Source organism: Lentzea sp. NBC_00516 (assembly GCF_036346835.1).
In the GTDB taxonomy this organism is placed as follows: domain Bacteria; phylum Actinomycetota; class Actinomycetes; order Mycobacteriales; family Pseudonocardiaceae; genus Lentzea; species Lentzea sokolovensis.
Genome location: NZ_CP107840.1, coordinates 4,902,835 through 4,921,051, shown reverse-complemented (window position 1 = coordinate 4,921,051; position 18,217 = coordinate 4,902,835). Strand labels below are relative to the sequence as shown.

Here is an 18,217-nt window from a genome sequence, read left to right as displayed (position 1 = left end):
CAGCATGACCGACACCACCGAAACGCACGAGTCGGAGGCTGCCCAACAGGGCGCCATCTCCGACTTCGGCATCGACACGACCTCCCGTTCCACCGGTGAGGCCATCAGGGACTACTGGTCCAGCGTCCGCGGCGGCGAGCTCGGCTCACTGCCCGCTCTGCTCGGACTGATCGTGCTGCTCATCGTGTTCAGCTCGCTGTCCGACTCGTTCTTCACCCTCGGCAACCTCGCCAACCTGCTCCAGCAGGGCGCCAGCATCACCATCATCGCGATGGGCCTGGTGTTCGTGCTGCTGCTCGGCGAGATCGACCTGTCCGCCGGCACCGCGTCCGGCGTGACGGCCTCGGTGATGGCGCTGGACCTGATCCACGGCGGCAACCTGCTCGGCGGCATGGGCGACGGGGTCTTCTACGTCTTCTGCGGCTGGCTGGTCCTCGCGGTCGGCCTCTCGCTGCTGATGCGCCTGTGGACCGGCGCCGTGCTGTCCGGCATCGCGCTGGTCATCGCTCTGCTCGGCGTGCCCGCGAACGCGTGGATCGGCATGCTGCTGGCGATCTGCGTCGGCGCGTCGATCGGCTGCATCACCGGCTACCTGGTCGCGAAGATCGGCATCCCGTCGTTCGTCGTGACCCTGGCGCTGTTCCTCGTGTGGAGCGGTGTGGTGCTGCAGTTCATCGGCCAGGGCGGCACGCTCGGCCTGCGTGACGACACGATCTTCCAGGTCGCCAACGGCAACATCGGCACCGCCGGGTCGTGGATCCTGTTCGTGGTCGCGGTCGGCGGCTACGCGGCCCTCGTGCTCAACCGGCACTTCACCCGGCTGCGCAAGGGACTCGTCGCCCAGCCGACCGCGCTGGTCCTGACCAAGATCGGTGGCCTGGCGCTGTTCGCCGCGGTCGCTACCTTCGCGCTGACGCAGAACCGGTCGCCCAGCACCCTCGTGGTGATCGCGGGCGTGCCGTACGTCGTGCCGCTGGTGCTCGTCCTGCTGGTGATCGGCACGTTCGTGCTCGACCGCACCAGCTACGGCCGTCACCTCTACGCGGTCGGCGGCAACAAGGAGGCCGCGCGCCGCGCCGGCATCAACGTGGAGAAGATCCGGATGAGCGTCTTCGTGATCGCCTCCTCGGCGGCGGCGATCGGCGCCATCGTCTACTCCTCCAAGGTCGGCTCCGTCGACCCGAACGCCGGTGGCGGCAACACCCTGCTGATGTCGGTCGGTGCGGCCGTCATCGGTGGCACGTCGCTGTTCGGCGGCAAGGGCAGGCTGCGTGACGCCGTCATTGGTGGTGCGGTACTGGCGGTCATCGCGAACGGCATGGGCCTGCTCAAGCAGCCCTCCGCCGTCGTGTTCATGGTGACCGGCCTGGTCCTGCTGCTCGCCGCGAGCGTCGACGCGTTGTCCCGCCGCCGGGCGGCCACGTCGGCTCGCTGACGAGGTGACAGGACCTACGTCCGGCACTCGTCCCGACGAGATCCGCAGGCACAACAGGACGGCGCTGCTGCGCCGCCTGCACATCGACGGACCGTCCACCAGGGCGTCGCTCGCGGCTGAGCTCGGCCTCAACCGCAGCACGATCAAGGCCCTGGTGGACGGCCTCGCCGAAGCCGGTGTGGTCGCCGAACGCGTGCCCGCTCTGCGCAGCGGAGCGGGCCGTCCATCCCTTCTCGTGCTGCCCCAGCCCAGCGCCGCCGTCGTCATCGCGATCGACGTGCGCGTGGAGCACGTGGCGATGGGATTCGTCGGCCTCGGCGGGGAGATCCTGGGGCGGGACAGCTGGAACCTGCACCGGACGCGTGATCCGGGAGAGGTCATCACGCACATCGTCGATTCGGCGCGCCTCATGGCCGACGACCTCGACGCCACCGCTGTTGGGGTGGGCGTCTCGGTGCCCGGTGTCGTGCGACGCGCCGACGGGCATGTGCACGAGGCACCCAACCTGCACTGGACCGGTGTCGCGCTCGGCAAACGCCTGGAGGCGGTGCTGAAGCTGCCGGTCCAGGTCGGCAACGACGCGGAGCTCGGCGCACTCGCGGAACACGTGCGCGGCGCGGCGCGGGAGTCCGCGGACATGGTCTACATCTCCGCGGACGTCGGCGTAGGCGGGGGAGTGATCCTGTCCGGGCAGCCGTTGCGCGGCTCCGGCGGCTACGTCGGCGAACTCGGGCACATGGTGGTCAACCCGCGCGGCCTGCGGTGCTACTGCGGCTGCGACGGCTGCTGGGAGACCGAGGTGGGCGAACCGGCGCTGTGCCGGGCCCTGGGCCTTCCCGACGACGCACCACGCGGCGCCGTCGTCGCGGCACTGCGGGCGCTGGACGACCCGTCGGTACTCGACGAGTTCGCCGGCTGGCTCGCACTGGGGCTCGCGAACATCGTCAACGTCCTCGGCCCGGAGCTCGTCGTGCTCGGCGACCTGTACACGGCGCTGCCGGCGTCGGTGGTGGACTCGGTGAGCGCGGCCGTGCAGGTGCGCAGCCTGGTCTCCCGCGCGGTGGGCGGAACCCAGGTCGTGACCTCGCCGCTGGGCCGCGACGCGAAGCTCGTCGGCGCGGCCGAACTGGCCTTCGAACCCGTCCTGGACGCGCTGTAAAGCCCGGAGAAGCGAAGGGGGCGGAGATCCCTGGAGGATCTCCGCCCCGAGCGGCTAGGTGGGGTGGAAGTCAGCCCTGCTGAATTTCAGCAGCGAGTTCGCGCAATTTCTCACTGTGCGCCCGGGCGTGGTGCCCGCAGAACAGCAGCTCGCCCCCGGACGGGAGCAAAGCGCGAACCTGGGCAGCAGCCCCGCAGCGGTCGCAGCGGTCGGCAGCGGTCAACTCGGGGCGGGTGAGTGCTGCAGTCATGATGAATCTCCCTCCGTCCCGGCAACGGAACTGAGGTGTCCCGGTGCCCTCTTACCAAGCTGCGACCACAGCGCCCCTGGCAGGTGCGCGGTGCTCGCTGGCTCCACTCTGACAGACGTTTCGGCGATAGTCAGTGTTCCCGTGTACGTGGCGACTCGCGTCACTATCGGATTTACCCGCCTGCAGCAGGACTACACCTGGGTTTGCCACCGGTTCACCGTCTTGACACGCACGCTGAGCAACCAGAAACCCGCTGGTGGAGCAGCACGTTCGCGCCATCCGGTCGGTTGCGTGCGGCCGAGAGTGTGATATCGGTTGCCCTTGTCCGCCCTCCGCGAACAGGTCACGAACGTCCCACAATTCGGACGCGGAACCGTGATCAAAATCCCGATCGAGCGCTTGCTCAGGCCGTCCGATCAGCTCGCGAGGGCTGCGCTGATCGCTCGTGCGGCATGCCCCACGGCCTCCCTCAGACCCGTGGCGCTGCGCCCGTTGTCGAGCACCGCGCACACCGTGCCGATGACGCTGCTGGACGGCGTGCGCACCGGAGCGCTGACGAACTCCATGCCCGCCGGCACCGTCGCCCCTGGCCGCAACCGGGCCACGTCCTCGGCCCGCACGATGCTCGCCGCCGCGACCAGAACCCGGTCCCGCCGCGGCACCGCGAGGATCGTCGACGTCCTGATCGTCGCGGACAACGCCCGCAACGGCTGCCGCGCCACCCGCAGAATGCCGGGAGCAGGTTCCCAGGCCTGCCCGAACCGGAACATCTGCGCGCCGATGCGGTAGCGGCCCCGCACGTTCTCCACCGCGCCGAGGTGCTCCATCTGCTCCAGAAGGCGATGCACCGTCGTCTTCGGCATGTCGCAGCGATCAGCGAGCTGCGTGAGCCCCAGCTCGCCGTCGTCCGTCAGCTTGTCCAGCAGGGAGAAAGCCCCTTCGAGTACCGACCTGCCCATGTTTTCCCGCCCCCTCGTTCCGTTGTCCGGAACTGCCCCTGTGCACCCCTCCGGCACAGCCACACACTTGATGGTGTCGCGGACGCATAGGCGGCACATGAGTACAGGGGTACTCATCTTTCGGATGCGTTCGATCTCGGCTGCTCAGGCCAGGGCAGCACGGTGAGCTCCGGCCACTGCCCGCGCCACCGCGCGGTCTTGGTCTCGTAGACGGCACTGGGAGCGAGCACGGGATTGGGACGGACGACGAGGTTGAACACGTCAGCAAGGCCGTGTGGCGCGTAGACACGCCACTTGCCGTTGGATTCGAGGCGGACGCCCAGACAGCACGTGGTCGCCGCGAACGAGTCGATGGCCGCGGGCGGCCGGTGACCACGTTCCACACCGTCTGAAACAAGCACCCGGCGGTCAGGTACCACCCAGGGAGCTCCAGTTCCGCGGCGCCGCGCAGCACCTCCACGAGGACCTCGTTGCGCGCGAGGGTGGTGCGCAGCGCGTCGACCTGTTCGTCCACCGGCAGCCGGCCGAGAATCATGCCGCAGCAAAACACAACAGCCCCGCACCGAACCGGTGCGGGGCTGCGTGCGTATGTCTGGGTAAGACCTAGTCGAGGTAGTCGCGCAGAACCTGCGAACGCGACGGGTGACGCAGCTTCGACATCGTCTTGGACTCGATCTGGCGGATGCGCTCACGCGTGACGCCGTAGACCTGACCGATCTCGTCCAGCGTGCGCGGCTGGCCGTCGGTGAGGCCGAAGCGCAGCCGGACGACGCCCGCCTCGCGCTCGGACAGCGTCGCGAGCACGGACTGGAGCTGGTCCTGCAGCAGCGTGAACGAGACGGCGTCGACAGCGACGACGGCCTCGGAGTCCTCGATGAAGTCACCGAGCTGGCTGTCGCCCTCGTCGCCGATCGTCTGGTCCAGCGAGATGGGTTCACGCGCGTACTGCTGGATCTCCAGCACCTTCTCGGGCGTGATGTCCATTTCCTTGGCGAGCTCCTCCGGGGTGGGCTCGCGGCCCAGGTCCTGGAGCAGTTCGCGCTGGATGCGACCGAGCTTGTTGATGACCTCGACCATGTGCACCGGGATGCGGATGGTGCGGGCCTGGTCGGCCATCGCGCGGGTGATCGCCTGCCGGATCCACCAGGTGGCGTACGTGGAGAACTTGTAGCCCTTGGTGTAGTCGAACTTCTCGACGGCGCGGATCAGACCCAGGTTGCCCTCCTGGATCAGGTCCAGGAACGCCATGCCACGGCCGGTGTAGCGCTTGGCCAGCGACACGACGAGACGGAGGTTCGCCTCGAGCAGGTGGTTCTTGGCGCGCTCGCCGTCACGGACGATCCAGCGCAGGTCGCGGCGCAGCTGCGGGGTGAGCTTCTCCGCGTCCTCCTCGGAACGGCGCACGCGCTCGGCGGCGTAGAGACCCGCCTCGATGCGCTTGGCGAGCTCGACCTCCTCCTCTGCGTTGAGGAGGGCGACCTTGCCGATCTGCTTGAGGTAGGCGCGGACCGAGTCGGCCGAGGCGGTGAGCTCCGCGTCCTTGCGCGCCTGGCGCAGGGCCTCGGACTCCTCCTCGTCCCAGACGAAGTCGCCCGTCTTGCTGTCGGCGGTGTCCTCCGCCTCCTCGGGCTCGTCCACGACGGGCTCGTCGACGATCTCGACGTCCTCGACCAGGTCCTCGGCGCCGGGAGCGCCTTCGATGTCATCAGGCTCGTCGCCGCTCTTGGCGGTGCCCTTCGCGGCAGGATCGGCCTTGCCGGCCGTCTTGCGCGGGGCCTTGGCGGCGGCTGCGGGCTTCTTCGCTGCCGCAGCGGTCGTCTTGCGCTTCGGCTTCTCCTCGGCCTCGCCGGCCGCGGTCGCCTTGGTGGTCCTGGCGGCGCTCGCGGCGGAGCTGGAGCGTCGGGTTGCGGATTCTGCGGCTGCCACGTACGCCCTTTCGCGACGGTCGTTCACGGCAAACCAGAGGGCGCGAAACCTCGGTCGCCAGAGTTCGGGGGATCTCCCCGCCGATCTTGCTTGGCGGGTGTGCGTTCCATTGTAACGACGTCCGTGACTCGGTGTTGCGCCCCGAGGTGCTTCGAGGCGCTCTCACCTGCGTTCTCGCAGCTAGATCGAGTCGGACACGTTTCGGTGTCGAACGCTCGTCAAGGCCTGACGCCGTGCGCGGCGGCCCACGCGGCACCGACGATGCCCGCGTCGTTCTTGAGCGCTGCGGCGACGACCTCGGTGCGGACCTCGAGCAACGGCAACCACTTGTGCGCCTTCTTGCTCACGCCACCGCCCGCGATGACGAGGTCCGGCCAGATGAGGTCCTCGAGCACGTTGATGTACCTGGTCACCCTGGGCGTCCACTCCTCCCAGGACAGGCCCTTGTCCTCCTTCACGGAGGCGGCCGCGCGCGATTCCGCGTCGTGCCCGTCGACCTGGAGGTGGCCGAACTCGGTGTTCGGGACGAGCTTGCCGTCGAGGAACACCGCGCTGCCGATGCCCGTGCCGAACGTCAGCAGCACCACGGTCCCGTTCTTGCCGACGCCCGCGCCGAACGACATCTCCGCGATGCCGGCCGCGTCCGCGTCGTTCATCACGACGATGTCCTCTGGCTTGCGCTTGAGGCGCTCGGCGAAGAGCCGCTGGGCGTCGCAGTTGATCCAGCCCTTGTCCACGTTCGCGGCGCTGAGGGCGACACCGTGCTTGACCACGCACGGCAGCGTGACGCCGACCGGGCCGTCCCACTGGAACTTCTCGACGATCTCCGCGACGACCTCCGCCACCGCCTCCGGTGTCGAAGGCTGGGGCGTGGGGATCCGCAAGCGTTCGCCGTCCAGTGCCCCTGCTTCGAGGTCGACCAGGCCGCCCTTGACGCCCGAGCCGCCGATGTCCACACCGAACCCGCGGGTGATGCCCATCCCCGTGGTCCTTCCTACTCGATCCTGCTTGCTTCGATTCAGTACCTGTGGTGCGCAGACATTAGCCTGACGGTCTCCGATAGTCCCGTGCTAGTGACGCAGGAGGGAACCGGTCGTGTTCGATCCCCGGCCACTCGTCGACATCGCGACGGCCATCGGACGGGAAGCGGGCGCTCTTGTTCAGCGCATGCGTGCTTCCGCCGTCGTCTCGTTCGACACCAAGAGCACATCGACGGACGTGGTGACCGCCGCGGACCGCGCCTCAGAACAACTCGTCCGGACGCGTCTTTCCGAGTTGCGCCCCGGTGAACCGGTGCTCGGCGAGGAAGAAGGCGGCCTGGGAGACGGTGCTGCCGTCGAGGGCCTGGCCTGGGTGGTCGACCCCATCGACGGCACCGTCAACTACCTCTACGGAATCCCCTGGTACTCGGTGTCGATCGCAGCGCAGCTCGACGGCGAGTCCGTCGCGGGCGCCGTGGTGGAACCGGCGACCGGCCGCGTGTGGACCGCCGCACGCGGCTACGGCTCCTTCTTGGACGGTGCGCCGTTGCGCGTCTCCGCGACGACCGACCTGTCCCTGTCGTTGCTGGGGTACGGGTTCGCCTACCGGCCGGAACGGCGTCAGCGGCAGGCCGACGCGTGGGCGCGGATGTCGACTCGGGTGCGCGACCTGCGCCGGGCCGGTGCGGCGTCGCTGGACCTCTGTTCGGTGGCCGCCGGAAGGCTCGACGCCTACACGGAGCACGGTCTCGGCCGGTGGGACTGGGCGGCCGGTGCGCTGATCGCCGCGGAGGCCGGCGCGGTCGTGCGGCTGCCGGGCTCGTCTCCCGAACTGGGGGAGGACGCGACGTTCGCCGCCACGCCCGGCATCGCCGACGAGCTGTACGTCGCGCTCACCGAGTCCGGCTTCGGCGAGGTCTGAAACCGCAGGTCAGGACACTGATATATCGGTTGTGCAATGAACGTTTGCGGTCGTCCGCAAACGTTCATTGCATGAAGGGGCAGTGGTGCGGTGCTCGAAGATGATCAGGAGCAGGTGACGTCGCGCGCGCCGGACAGGCTGTCGGCGCTGAGCGTCGGCGGGGCGGCCGCGGCGACCTGACCGCCCTGCTGCTCCGGCTGCTGCTCGGCCCACTCCTTGAGCTGGTCGAGCACCTTGCGGGCGTCGCTGTTCGGCTTGACCTCGTCGAACTTCTTGCCGATCGCGATGTCGAGAGTCGCGTCCTGGCGGTCGTCGCGCACCAGTTCCAGGCACGGCTCCAGCAGCGACAGCGTCCTCGCGGCCGACGCACCGGGCGCGCCGAAGCGGATCTGGCCGCGGCAGTTCATGTCGCCCGCCGGGTAGACCAGGTCGTTGCCGGGGTCGGCCGCCTGCTTCAGGCCGAGCTCGGTGAACATCGTCGCGACGGCCTTGGCGTGGTTGCGCTGCGTCGAGGCGTTGACGACCTTGAAGTTGACCTCGCCGACCGGCACCGGATTCGTGCGGTCGAGCGCGTCGTGTTCCAGGACGGTGCCGAGAGTGGGCGGTGGTGCCGTCGGCGTGGCGTCGGCCGGATCGGCCCCCGCGACCGCCGAGGTCGTCGTCGCGACGTTGCCGGGCACGTTGCACTTGATGGCCGCGTCCACGTCGCTCGCGTTGCCGAGCACCTTCACCCACACGAACACGGAACTGACCAACAGCACCGCGAACAGGACGAGCGCGGGCACGGGCCGACGCCTCTTGTAAGGCGTCAAGCTTCCCGATGCGGATCCCACGTTCGAGTCCTCCCCGTGATCCGTCCCCTGAGGTCAGCCTAGGCCCTGCCCGGCTGTTGCGCGCCCTGACGTGCGTGACCGAAAGCACCGGCCTGATTGCTCACAGTCAGGACGGTACCGGCCTGGCGCCAGGTTGCACGCCAGAGCACACGTGCTCCCGCACAGGGTATCGGTCCAGCGTAGAAAGGTTGTGTCACCCGTCCGGTCGGTAAGGGGTAACCCGATGACGAGCCACCTGGGCAATGAGCTACCCTCTGCGCGCTCCGCACACATTTCGATCAAGCCGACGGTCACGTCAAGGGGGTTGGCTTGCCCGCCGGGTGTGCGAGACCTACGTCACCTTGACGTGGGGCACAAAAGAGGTCGCTGGAGCGTTAACCAGCGACACGAACAGTCTCCGTAGACCGCAGGGGTGAAGAAGATGGCGACCGACTACGACGCGCCGCGTCGCAGCGAGGCGGACGAACTCGCTGAGGACTCCCTCGAGGAGTTGAAAGCCCGGCGGAACGAGACGCAGTCCGGCGTCGTCGACGTCGACGAGGACGCGAGCGCGGAGAACTTCGAGCTTCCGGGCGCCGACCTGTCCGGCGAGGAGCTCACGTTCAAGGTCCTGCCCAAGCAGGCCGACGAGTTCACGTGCTCGAAGTGCTTCCTGGTGCACCACCGCAGCAGGCTCGCCGAGGACAACGGCGGCACGTACATCTGCCGGGACTGCGCCTGAGTTCAGTCCGCCGAAGAAAGAACTGGGCGCTCACCCTCACGGGTGGCGCCCAGTTGTGTTCTTTCAGGACTTGATCGCGGCGGCGAGCTCGTTCGGATGCCGTGTGCTGATCACCCAGTAGGGCGTCGGGTCCTCGGGGTCGCTCACGTGCACCCGCACGAGCGGCTTCACCCAGCCCCGGTGCACGACGAACGCCGCCGGGTCGAGTTCGCGGCCCATGACCCTGCGGCGGTCCTCGGCGGCGATGATCTCGACCTCGCCGAGCAGCTCCAGCGGGATGTGCGCGTCACCGGCGCGCAGTTCGCCGTCCGCGACCTCCACCTTCGTCGATCCCATCCGCACGATCAGCACGATCGTCAGCGGCAACAGGATCACGTAGGGAAGCCAGGAACGGACGCCGGGAAAGCCCATGTGCACCTCGGCGGCCAGCAACGCGGCCGCGAGCAGCGGCAGCGGCCAGATCCACCACGTCACGTACAGGCGTTCGCGGAAGGTCGTAGTGGCGGTCACGGCAGTCTCACTCACGTCGTCAGGGTAATCTCGGCCGCCGTGTCCAGCGTCGAGGTGTTGCTGACCCGGCTCGATCCGGGGGTTCCCGTGCCCGCCTACGCCCGTCATGGCGACGCGGGCGCTGATCTGGTCACCACGTCGGACGTGGTCATTCCACCAGGTGAGCGCGCCGTGGTCGGAACCGGTGTCGCGATCGCGCTGCCCGACGGGTTCGCCGGGTTCGTGCACCCGCGGTCCGGACTGGCCGCGCGGGTCGGCCTGAGCGTGGTGAACACGCCCGGCACGATCGATTCCGGCTACCGCGGTGAGATCCGCGTTTGCCTCGTGAACCATGATCTTCGTGAGCCGATCGCGCTGTCGCGTGGCGACCGGATCGCCCAGCTCGTCGTGCAACGCGTCGAGCACGCGGTGTTCCGCGAGGTCACCGAGTTGCCGGAAACGGAGCGCGGTGCGGGAGGCTATGGCTCGACCGGCGGGCACGTGGTGCTCGCCCGGATGAAGGCGGAGGGGTAGGGGCATGTTCGGAAGGCGCCGCAAGCGCGGTCGTCACTCCTCGGGGGCGGTCGACACCGGTCCCGAGCACGACGAGGTCTTCGACGACGTCGACGGCCCGTGGGACTCGACGGTCGCGCCCCAGGACGACGTCGAGCGGCTCGACCTGGGCTCGGTGCAGCTGCCGATGCCCGACGAGGCCCAGCTGCAGGTCGAGATGGACCAGCAGAACGGCTCCGTGCGCGCCGTGCACGTCCTCACGTCCGTCGGCCAGCTGACGGTCAGCGCGTTCGCCGCGCCGAAGTCGGGCGGTCTCTGGCGCGAGGTCGGCGCCGAGCTGATCGAAGGCCTCAAGGAGGACGGCGCCCGCATCAACCGGGAGAACGGCGAGTGGGGCGAGGAGATCACCGCGCGCAACCAGGGCGTGCAGATCCTCTTCGTCGGCGTCGACGGCCCGCGGTGGATGCTGCGCGGCGTCGCGGCCGGTCCCGAGGAGCACTTCGACCAGAACGCACAGGCGCTGCGCGAGATGCTGCGCGGCACCGTGGTCGTGCGTGGCGAGCAGCCGATGCCGCCCCGCACCCCGCTGCCGGTCGAGCTGCCCGAGGCGATCGCCCGGCACATCCAGCAGCAAGAGGGCTAACGAGCCCGCTGCCACGCCTGCACCGCGCGCCCCAATGCGTGCGGGTAGGCGTTCAGCGTCGTTGTGACGAGCACGGCGCGTGGGATGGCTTCCGCCCAGGCCCGCGCGACCGCGATCGGGTGCACCGGATCATCGGTGCACCCGACGATTCCCGTCGGCACGTCCAGCGACCTCAGCTCCTCCAGCGTCGGCGCGAGCGACTCGGCGGCCTCCTCGAGGTGCGGCACGAGTTGGTCGCCGTAGCCGCGCCAGGCCCGGTTCAGCTCGTCGTGCAACCAGCCGGTCGTGCCGGCGAGCGCCGTCGTGAGTCCCTGCGTGCGGACGATCTCCGCGCTGGCTTTGGCCGCGAGCGCCGCCGGTGCCTCGTCCGGGGCCCCGGACCACGCCGGCAGTGCCAGGATCAGCCCCGCGCACCGGTCCGGGTTGGCCACGGCCCACCGCGCGGCGACGTGCGCGCCGAGTGAGACGCCACCCGCCACGATCGGGTGGCCTGCCGGGGCATTTTCGAGGGCCGTCAACCGTTCACCGAGTGTGCGAACGCGTGGTGCGTTGAGAACGGCACCGACCTGCGACAACGGCTCGGTGAACACGGATCGGACAAACACCTCGTCGGAGGCGGTTCCGGGCAGCAGGAGGACGGTCTCGGCAGGCACGCCCGAGATTGTCGTCGCCCGTGCGTACCCTCACTGTCAGACGGCCCACACCACGGGGCCACCAGAGCAATGCAGGAGTCGGGGATGAGCGGCTATTGGCGCCGCTTGGTGCGTCGCTTGACCAGCGACGTCACCGAGCTCGACGCGGACGATCTCTCGCGAAAAGCGGAGGCCGTCGGCGCGGTGAAGGCCTGCGACTGCAAGTCCGGTGAGGAGGTCACCGTCCTCGGAAGGCTCCGCAGCGTGGAGCTCTGCCCCCGGGACGCGGCCGCCACTCTGGAAGCCGAGCTCTACGACGGCACCGAGGGCGTCACGCTCGTCTGGCTCGGCCGCCGTCGCATCGCGGGAATCGAGCCTGGTCGGACGATCAAGGCCCGGGGCCGCATCGCCGTGCGCGACGGGCGCAAGGTGCTCTACAACCCCTACTACGAGTTGCAGAACGCTTCATGACCTCAGCTGAGACCGAAGAAAAACAGCCCACCGTCCTAGAGCAGATGGGCGGCGTGAGCGGAATGCTCTACTCGTCGCTGCCCGTCCTCGTCTTCGTGATCATCAACTTCGCGACCAAGAACCTGATGGCCGCGATCATCGGCTCGCTCGCCGCCGCCGTCGTCATCGGCGTGATCCTGGCCGTGCGCAAGGGCACCATCCAGCCCGCGATCTCCGCCGTCTTCGGCGTGGGCATCGCGGCGTTCATCGCCTACAAGACAGGCGAGGCCAAGGGGTTCTTCCTCTTCGGCATCTGGCAGAGCGTCGTGTACGGCAGCGCGTTTCTGCTGTCGATCATCGTGCGCCGGCCGCTCGCCGGCGTGATCTGGACGTTCCTCAACGGCAGAGACCGCTCCTGGCGCGAGGACAAGGCCTCGGTCCGCGACTACGACATCGCGACCTTCGTGTGGGCCCTGGTCTTCTTCGCCCGCTTCGTGGTGCAGCGCTGGCTCTACGACGAGGACCAGGTCGGCTGGCTCGCCGTCGCCCGCCTCGGCATGGGCTACCCGTTGATGGCCATCGCCCTGCTCGCCACGGTCTGGGCGGTCCGACGCGCCGACAAGCGCCTCAAGGCCGCCGAGGAGGCCGAGGCCAAGGTCAAGGCGGAGTCCGAGGCCGAGGACGTGCTCGCACGTACGGCCGACGACCTGCTCACCCCGGACATGGACGAGCTCAAGCGCGTCGTCGACGCCGAGTCCCGCGACAAGTCCAGAGACTGACCCCGCTCCACTTCCGACGCGGCCGGCGCCTCCCACTGGGGGCGCCGGTCGCGTTCTGTTGTGCGCATGTCGGTGAAGGGGCGCTCGGCGGCGACGGGCTCGCCCGGCCGATCGCCGCCAGGAGCGTCTCCTGCGACTCGACCACGTGTGCTCAGGCGTGACCGGCAGACGCTGATATCCGATATATCGGCGCGCGGCGCCTGCTCGTCTTCGCCCGTCCTCATTCGCTCCGCCGCCCACCCGGATGCAAAAATGTTTGCGGACGTCCGCAAAAGACTCATTGCAAAGGCGCCCAAGGGCAGGTGGGGGCGTACGGCCAGGGCTGAGACCGCGATATATCGGATGTCGGCGACGGAGTCAGGACGGGCCGAGCACGGTTCGCAGTTCGTCGCGCCCCGTCACGCCGAGAACCCCGTAGATCGCGTGCAGGTGGTTGTCGACCGTGCGCTTGGAGGTGTGGAGCCGTTCGGCAATCTGCTGGTTGGTGAGCCCGGACGTCGCGAGACGCGCGACCTCGGCCTGGCGCCGGGTCAGGTGGGTGAGGTCGTCGGCGCACAGGGCCGGGGTGCGGACGCCGTCGAAGTCGCGCATCAGCAGGGCCTGGCGGGCGGAGGCCTGGGAGGCGGCGCGGGCGTTGCCCTGGGTTCGGTGCAGGCGGGTGGCGGCGGCGAGGGCTTCGGCGGCGTAGAGGGTGGCGCCCAGGCGCTGGAAGTCCGTTGCCGTGGCCTCCAGCGCGGTCGGTGCGGCGTGCGCGAGGGCGGTCGCGTGTGCCGTGTAGGCCGCTGTCATCGGGTCGTCCATCGTGGCCGTGAGGGCCGTGAGGCGCTGGGATGTGTTCACGCCTAGACGGGCGGCGTTGTGCAGGGCCATCGCTTCGTTGCCGTGCGCGCCCAGTTCGGCGCATTCGTCGGCGGCGGCCATCGCGGCGTCGGCGGCGGCACGGAGGTCGCCGGTGCAGGCGAGCACCTGGGACCGGGTCACCGAGACCGTGGTCCCGGTGAGGCGCCATGCCGGGCGGCGGGCTTTCTCGGCGCGAGCGAGGGCTTCCTGGGCCAGGGTGGCGTCGCCGCAGATCGCCGCGGTGCCGGCCAGGTTCGCCAGTGCGATGGCGTCGAAGATCAAGGGACGCGACGGGGATTTCGGGCTGCCTTCACGGGCCAGGCGCAGGGCTTGGGAGCCGTGGCCTCGCATGCGCGCGCAGAACGACAGCACGCCGTAGAGCGACGTCGCGCCGGTGAAGGCCAACTCGTCGAACGGCCTGTTGTGCATCGTCAGCGCGAGGGCTTCCGCTTCGGCGAGGTTGCCGGCGAACGCCAGCGCGAAGCAACGCATGCGCAGAGTGCCGTCGTCGGGCTCGGACAAGTCCTCCCACGCCTCGTAGGCGGCGATCTCCTCCGAAACCTCGCGATAGCGGCCCGCATGCAGGAGGCACAGTGCTCTGGTGCGTCGCAAATGGACGGTCAGATGCGGGGCCACGGGCTGATAGGTGCTCTCCAGCACTGTCGCCACGTGGCCGTGTTGCGCGGCCTCGATCACCCGGACCACCTGAAGCCAGTCGCGCAGGTCGGCGGGGAGGCCGGGCACGTCGACGCGGTCGAGCACCGCGGCGGCGGCGTTCGCGTCGCCCAGGCCGAAGTGGAGGTTCATCGACCGGGTGGCGCCGAGGCGGCTCAGGTCCTCCGCCGACAGCGGGCCCGCCATGACGTCCGCCAGCGTCGCCTCGGCCTGGTCGGGTGCGCGGCCGTGCATCAGGACCTGGCCGAACACGTGCCCGACGCGGTTCAGCCCGCCCGCCTCGACGGCGCCGCGGCACAGGCGTTCGGCGAGCGCCACGTCCTGTGCGACCCAGGCCTGTTCGGCGGCCGCGGCCAGCAGGTTCACCGAGATGGGCGAACCGCCGTCCAGACGCCAGGTGGCGATGCGCATCAGGTCTTCACGTCGGCGTGCGCCCGTTGCTTCCAGAGCGGTGGCCAACGCGCGTTGGTGTGACTGCGCGCGCAACGTCGGGCACGTCGTACGAAGCAGGCTGCCGTACAACGGATGCCCGAGCCGCACGACCATGCGTCGCCTCGATGGCACGACGCGGATCAACCCGCGCGTTTCCAGGTCGTCGAGTGTCTCGTCCCGCACCAGTGACGCCAGCAGGTCTAGTTCCACCGGCTCGGAATACGCGAGCAGCTCCAGCGCGTGCCGGTGCGGCGGTTCCAGCCGGCCGAGGTTGGACCGCACGAGTTCCGCGAGCCGTCCGCCAAGCTCGATCGCGCCGTGCCACGACCAGATGCCGTCCTCCGCGCGCAACGCCCCCACCGCGCGGCCCGACACGACGAGTTCCCTGAGGTACAAGGGGTTTCCCGCGCTGCCCGACCACAGCAGCGACGCCGACCGGGTGTCGATCGGCCCGTCCAGCGCGCGTTCGAGCAGCAGATCTGACTCGGACCGCGACAGGTCTCCCAGCGGGTAGCGCCGCAGGAGCCCCTCCTGCCACAGTTCCGTGCGCTCACCGGGCCGCGAAGTCACCAGCACTCGCGCGTGTCCGTGCCGGATCACGTGGTGCAGCAACGCGATGGAGGCGTCGTCGAGCAGATGCGCGTCGTCCACCACGATCGTCAACGGCTGTTGTTCGGACAGAAGATGCTCCACGGCGCGACCGAGTGGGTTCGCCGTGCGCATGTCGGCGGGCAGCATCGCGGCCATCGCCCCGAACGGGATCGTCGACGTCGCCACCGTCGCGTAGCAGCGCCGCACGGTCAGACCGGTGCGCTCCAGCCGTGCCACGACCTCGTCCGTGAGCCGGGTCTTGCCCACACCGGCGGGACCGACGAGCGCGGCGCCCTTCTCGTCGACTGCGGTGAGCGCGGACATCACGTCCTCGAGCTCCCGCACCCTGCCCACGAACGGCCACACAACTCGCAGTGTGCCGAAGGTCCGGCTCACCGGGCACATCGATTTACGCGCCTTGGCCGAACAACGCGCGCAAGCCACCCCGGCCTGTCACACCGACCGCCGCGTACGTCGTGTGCAGATGGTTGTCCACGGTGCGTTTGGCGATCGCCAGCCGTTCGCCGATCTCCACGTTCGTCAGCCCGGCCACGGCCAGCCGCGCGATTTCCAGCTGGCGTGGCGTCAACGCGGCGAGCGTGCTCGTCACCACCAGACCGGGCGTGGTCGCGCCGTCGAACGACTCCGCGAGCGCCGACGCCTGCCGCTCCAGCCGGTCCGCGTCACGGGGCCGGTCGTGCAACCGCGAGAGCCTGCTCGCCTCCGCGAGTGCCTCGGCCGCGTACAAAGTGGCACCGCACGCCGTGAACGCCGCCGCCACCTCCTCCAGCCCCGCCGGGTCACGCAACGCGCGCGCCTGGGCGTGCGAGGCGTACGCGGTCGTGAGCGGATCCTTGCGTGACTTCGCGAGCTCCAGAAGACGAGGTGAGGTGTCCGCACCGAACCGTGCGGCGTCGTGCAGCGACCCGATCTCCTCGGAATACGCGCCGTGCGCCCGAGCCAAGGTCGCGTTGTCCAACGCGGTTTGCATCGCCTCGTTGACGCGACCGGCGCCCGCGAGCACCCACGACCGTGCGGCCCCCACGGCGAACTGCGCGATACGCCACGCGGGCCGCAACCCGGCTTCCGCGCGAGCCAGCGCGCGGAAAGCGCGATCCGACTGCCCCTGCAACGCCGCACCGGCCGCGAACTCGGCCAGCAGCAGCACGTCCCACATCATCGGCAGCGCGGCCGGGTCCGGAACGCCCTCGGCGGTGATCCGCACCGCCGAAGCAGCCTTCCCGCGCCACCGAGCGCTCTGACTCAGCAACACCCGCGGCGGCACCTGCGTGACCGACCAGCGGTCCTCCTCGATCACCTCTGCCAACGCCTGCGCGCCCCGCTTCTCCGCACCTACGAGGTCACCGCACCGCAGAGTGCTCTCGTTGCGCACACCGTTCGCCGCGCTCATCAACGACGGGAACCGTCCCGCTGTCGCCAGCACGGCCTCATGGTTGTCCTCGACCCGTGCGATGGCCTCGGTGTAGCGGCCCGCGAACTGGTCGGCGAACGCCAGCACCTGCCGTCCCGCCGTCGCCGCCCAGCCGCCTTCGGCGATCAGCAGCTCACCGCCGAGTCGCGCGATTCCCAGCGGCGCGGCCTCCAGCGCGAACGTCAGCGCGAAGAACAGCACCGCGTGCTCCGACTCGGCCGGCAGCTCCCGTGCGGTGACGAGATCCAGCACGGCCACGGCGGCGTCCTCGTCACCAAGACCGAAGAACAGGTTGAACGCGCGCGTACAGCCGACCTGGATCACCGTCAGCATGTCGCCGCCCGCCGCCATGGTCTCGGCGAGCACTTCCTCGGCCTGTGCGCACTGACGTTGGTACATCAGCACAAGACCCAGCACGAGCCCCACACGTGATGTCGCCCCACGCGCCATGGCGGCGCGCGAGAGCCGTTCCGCGAGCTCCCAGTCCTGCGCGGACAGTGCGTGCTCGGCAGCCCGGGCCAGCACGTCCGGCGACTCGGCCGTCCCGCTGTCGAGCCGCCACGTCGCGACGCGCACCGCGTCGTCAGGCCGGTCCGCGCCTTCCGCTTCCAGCCGATCGGCCAACGCACGGCGATGCGCTCGCGCCCGCAGAGTCGGGCACGTCGCACGTAAGCGCGCGCTGTAGAGCGGATGCGCGACGCGCGCACGTCCGTCATCACCGATCCGCACGAACCCCATGTCCACGAGATCCTGCGGAACGGGCAACAACCTGGGTTCGAGCGGTTCGCCGTAGGCAAGCAGTTCCAACGCCCGCCGCTGCGGTTCCGCGAGCCGTCCCAGCGTCAGGTCGACGAGCTCGGCGAGCCGCCCGGACAGCTCCAGCGGTCCGCTCCAGTTCCACCCGCCCACGGTCTCCGTCAGCGCGCCCGAGTGCCGTCCCGCGGCGACGAGTTCCTTGAGGTACAACGGATTTCCCTGGCTGTTCGCCCACACCAGGCGCCGTGTCGAGGCGTCGGCGGGACCGCCGAGAGCCGTCGCCAGCAGCGCGCCCGCACGTTCCTGGTCCAGCGCGTCGACCCCGACGACGGTCAGCCCCTCCATGCCCCAGCCGGGCCGTGCGGTGCAGATGATCCGCGTCAGCCGGTGACGCACAAGATGCTGTAACACCAACAACGATGCGTCATCGAGCAGATGCGCGTCATCGACCGACAACACCCGCCGCCCGCCACGAGAGAGATGTTCGGCGGCCGCGCGCACGGACGACGACGGCAGGATCGACCCCCGCGAGGCAGGCAGGTTGGTAGGAACGAGCGACGCGATCGCGCCGAGTGGAATCCGGGACGTGGCGACCGTGGCGTAACAACGCACCACCGGGTGCGGCACGGCGGCGAGTGCCTCGGCGGCCAGACGTGTCTTGCCCACGCCCGGCGGGCCGGACAGCAGCACCGCGCCGTCCACGGCCAACGCCTGCAACGCGGTCCGAAGCTCTCTCTCGCGCCCGACCAGGGGCAGCTGATCGCTCACAGGTGGTAAGTGCTCGCTTCCGATGCGCAGAT

The 18,217-nt window shown here is 69.6% G+C and carries 18 protein-coding genes and 1 pseudogene; 8 read left to right on the top strand and 11 right to left on the bottom strand.

What is annotated here, in order from left to right; translation table 11 throughout:
* Positions 1 to 4 precede the first annotated feature (4 nt).
* Positions 5 to 1,435, top strand: coding sequence for a sugar ABC transporter permease (locus OG205_RS21380; RefSeq protein ID WP_330277996.1), 1,431 nt, complete (start codon positions 5 to 7; stop codon positions 1,433 to 1,435).
* A 4-nt stretch (positions 1,436 to 1,439) separates the two neighbouring features.
* Positions 1,440 to 2,594, top strand: coding sequence for an ROK family protein (locus tag OG205_RS21375; protein ID WP_330277995.1), 1,155 nt, complete (start codon positions 1,440 to 1,442; stop codon positions 2,592 to 2,594).
* A 70-nt stretch (positions 2,595 to 2,664) separates the two neighbouring features.
* Here OG205_RS21375 and OG205_RS21370 read toward each other — a convergent pair whose 3' ends face one another.
* The 6 genes and pseudogenes from OG205_RS21370 to ppgK all read right to left on the bottom strand — a co-directional run bounded on the left by OG205_RS21370 (position 2,665) and on the right by ppgK (position 6,709).
* A complete protein-coding gene (locus OG205_RS21370) occupies positions 2,665 to 2,844 on the bottom strand; it encodes a DUF7455 domain-containing protein (protein ID WP_231642793.1) in 180 nt (59 codons plus the stop codon).
* Positions 2,845 to 3,260: 416 nt separating this feature from the next.
* Positions 3,261 to 3,803 carry a helix-turn-helix domain-containing protein gene (locus OG205_RS21365; protein WP_330277994.1) on the bottom strand — a complete coding sequence of 181 codons (543 nt, stop codon included), beginning with the start codon at positions 3,801 to 3,803 and terminating at the stop codon, positions 3,261 to 3,263.
* 113 nt (positions 3,804 to 3,916) lie between these two features.
* On the bottom strand, positions 3,917 to 4,186 hold the full coding sequence (locus OG205_RS21360; RefSeq protein WP_330278199.1) for a nucleotidyltransferase family protein: 270 nt from the start codon (positions 4,184 to 4,186) through the stop codon (positions 3,917 to 3,919).
* Between the two features lie 15 nt (positions 4,187 to 4,201).
* Positions 4,202 to 4,338: pseudogene (locus tag OG205_RS21355) on the bottom strand (nucleotidyltransferase family protein); the annotation flags it as partial.
* A 68-nt stretch (positions 4,339 to 4,406) separates the two neighbouring features.
* Positions 4,407 to 5,729: an RNA polymerase sigma factor gene (locus OG205_RS21350; RefSeq protein WP_330277993.1), complete on the bottom strand. Its 1,323-nt coding sequence runs from the start codon at positions 5,727 to 5,729 to the stop codon at positions 4,407 to 4,409.
* Between the two features lie 218 nt (positions 5,730 to 5,947).
* Entirely contained in the window at positions 5,948 to 6,709 is a 762-nt protein-coding gene (gene ppgK / locus OG205_RS21345; protein ID WP_330277992.1) for a polyphosphate--glucose phosphotransferase, read from the bottom strand.
* 115 nt (positions 6,710 to 6,824) lie between these two features.
* Between ppgK and OG205_RS21340 the strand changes: the two genes are divergently transcribed.
* Entirely contained in the window at positions 6,825 to 7,631 is an 807-nt protein-coding gene (locus OG205_RS21340; RefSeq protein ID WP_330277991.1) for an inositol monophosphatase family protein, read from the top strand.
* Positions 7,632 to 7,735: 104 nt separating this feature from the next.
* On the opposite strand, the gene cei is transcribed toward OG205_RS21340, so the two are convergent.
* Positions 7,736 to 8,464, bottom strand: a complete 729-nt coding sequence (cei, locus tag OG205_RS21335) for an envelope integrity protein Cei (RefSeq protein ID WP_330277990.1) — start codon at positions 8,462 to 8,464, stop codon at positions 7,736 to 7,738.
* Positions 8,465 to 8,885: 421 nt separating this feature from the next.
* Here cei and OG205_RS21330 point away from each other — a divergent pair, with 421 nt between their 5' ends.
* Entirely contained in the window at positions 8,886 to 9,185 is a 300-nt protein-coding gene (locus tag OG205_RS21330) for a DUF4193 domain-containing protein (RefSeq protein WP_030474775.1), read from the top strand.
* 63 nt (positions 9,186 to 9,248) lie between these two features.
* Here OG205_RS21330 and OG205_RS21325 read toward each other — a convergent pair whose 3' ends face one another.
* Positions 9,249 to 9,710: a DUF3093 domain-containing protein gene (locus tag OG205_RS21325; protein ID WP_330277989.1), complete on the bottom strand. Its 462-nt coding sequence runs from the start codon at positions 9,708 to 9,710 to the stop codon at positions 9,249 to 9,251.
* A 24-nt stretch (positions 9,711 to 9,734) separates the two neighbouring features.
* Here OG205_RS21325 and dut point away from each other — a divergent pair, with 24 nt between their 5' ends.
* Together dut and OG205_RS21315 are read left to right on the top strand one after the other, a co-directional pair.
* Complete coding sequence (gene dut, locus OG205_RS21320; protein ID WP_319978224.1) at positions 9,735 to 10,208, top strand: dUTP diphosphatase; 474 nt, start codon at positions 9,735 to 9,737, stop codon at positions 10,206 to 10,208.
* 4 nt (positions 10,209 to 10,212) lie between these two features.
* Positions 10,213 to 10,830, top strand: a complete 618-nt coding sequence (locus OG205_RS21315) for a DUF3710 domain-containing protein (protein WP_330277988.1) — start codon at positions 10,213 to 10,215, stop codon at positions 10,828 to 10,830.
* On the opposite strand, the gene OG205_RS21310 is transcribed toward OG205_RS21315, so the two are convergent.
* A complete protein-coding gene (locus tag OG205_RS21310; protein ID WP_330277987.1) occupies positions 10,827 to 11,483 on the bottom strand; it encodes an alpha/beta fold hydrolase in 657 nt (218 codons plus the stop codon). The genes OG205_RS21315 and OG205_RS21310 overlap by 4 nt on opposite strands.
* A gap of 84 nt (positions 11,484 to 11,567) precedes the next feature.
* Between OG205_RS21310 and OG205_RS21305 the strand changes: the two genes are divergently transcribed.
* Together OG205_RS21305 and OG205_RS21300 are read left to right on the top strand one after the other, a co-directional pair.
* Positions 11,568 to 11,933, top strand: a complete 366-nt coding sequence (locus OG205_RS21305) for an OB-fold nucleic acid binding domain-containing protein (RefSeq protein ID WP_036013248.1) — start codon at positions 11,568 to 11,570, stop codon at positions 11,931 to 11,933.
* Positions 11,930 to 12,691, top strand: coding sequence for a DUF3159 domain-containing protein (locus OG205_RS21300; protein WP_330277986.1), 762 nt, complete (start codon positions 11,930 to 11,932; stop codon positions 12,689 to 12,691). Before OG205_RS21305 ends, OG205_RS21300 begins: the two co-directional genes overlap by 4 nt.
* Before the next feature lie 357 nt (positions 12,692 to 13,048).
* On the opposite strand, the gene OG205_RS21295 is transcribed toward OG205_RS21300, so the two are convergent.
* Both OG205_RS21295 and OG205_RS21290 read right to left on the bottom strand, forming a co-directional pair.
* A complete protein-coding gene (locus tag OG205_RS21295) occupies positions 13,049 to 15,595 on the bottom strand; it encodes a LuxR C-terminal-related transcriptional regulator (RefSeq protein WP_330277985.1) in 2,547 nt (848 codons plus the stop codon).
* 43 nt (positions 15,596 to 15,638) lie between these two features.
* Positions 15,639 to 18,185: an AAA family ATPase gene (locus tag OG205_RS21290; RefSeq protein WP_330277984.1), complete on the bottom strand. Its 2,547-nt coding sequence runs from the start codon at positions 18,183 to 18,185 to the stop codon at positions 15,639 to 15,641.
* Positions 18,186 to 18,217 lie beyond the last annotated feature (32 nt).

Coding starts and splice junctions, on each gene's coding strand:
- OG205_RS21380 (WP_330277996.1), top strand. CDS start 5: ATGACCGACACCACCGAAACGCACGAGTCGGAGGCTGCCCAACAGGGC.
- OG205_RS21370 (WP_231642793.1), bottom strand. CDS start 2,844: ATGACTGCAGCACTCACCCGCCCCGAGTTGACCGCTGCCGACCGCTGC.
- OG205_RS21365 (WP_330277994.1), bottom strand. CDS start 3,803: ATGGGCAGGTCGGTACTCGAAGGGGCTTTCTCCCTGCTGGACAAGCTG.
- ppgK (WP_330277992.1), bottom strand. CDS start 6,709: ATGGGCATCACCCGCGGGTTCGGTGTGGACATCGGCGGCTCGGGCGTC.
- OG205_RS21330 (WP_030474775.1), top strand. CDS start 8,886: ATGGCGACCGACTACGACGCGCCGCGTCGCAGCGAGGCGGACGAACTC.
- OG205_RS21315 (WP_330277988.1), top strand. CDS start 10,213: ATGTTCGGAAGGCGCCGCAAGCGCGGTCGTCACTCCTCGGGGGCGGTC.
- OG205_RS21305 (WP_036013248.1), top strand. CDS start 11,568: ATGAGCGGCTATTGGCGCCGCTTGGTGCGTCGCTTGACCAGCGACGTC.
- OG205_RS21300 (WP_330277986.1), top strand. CDS start 11,930: ATGACCTCAGCTGAGACCGAAGAAAAACAGCCCACCGTCCTAGAGCAG.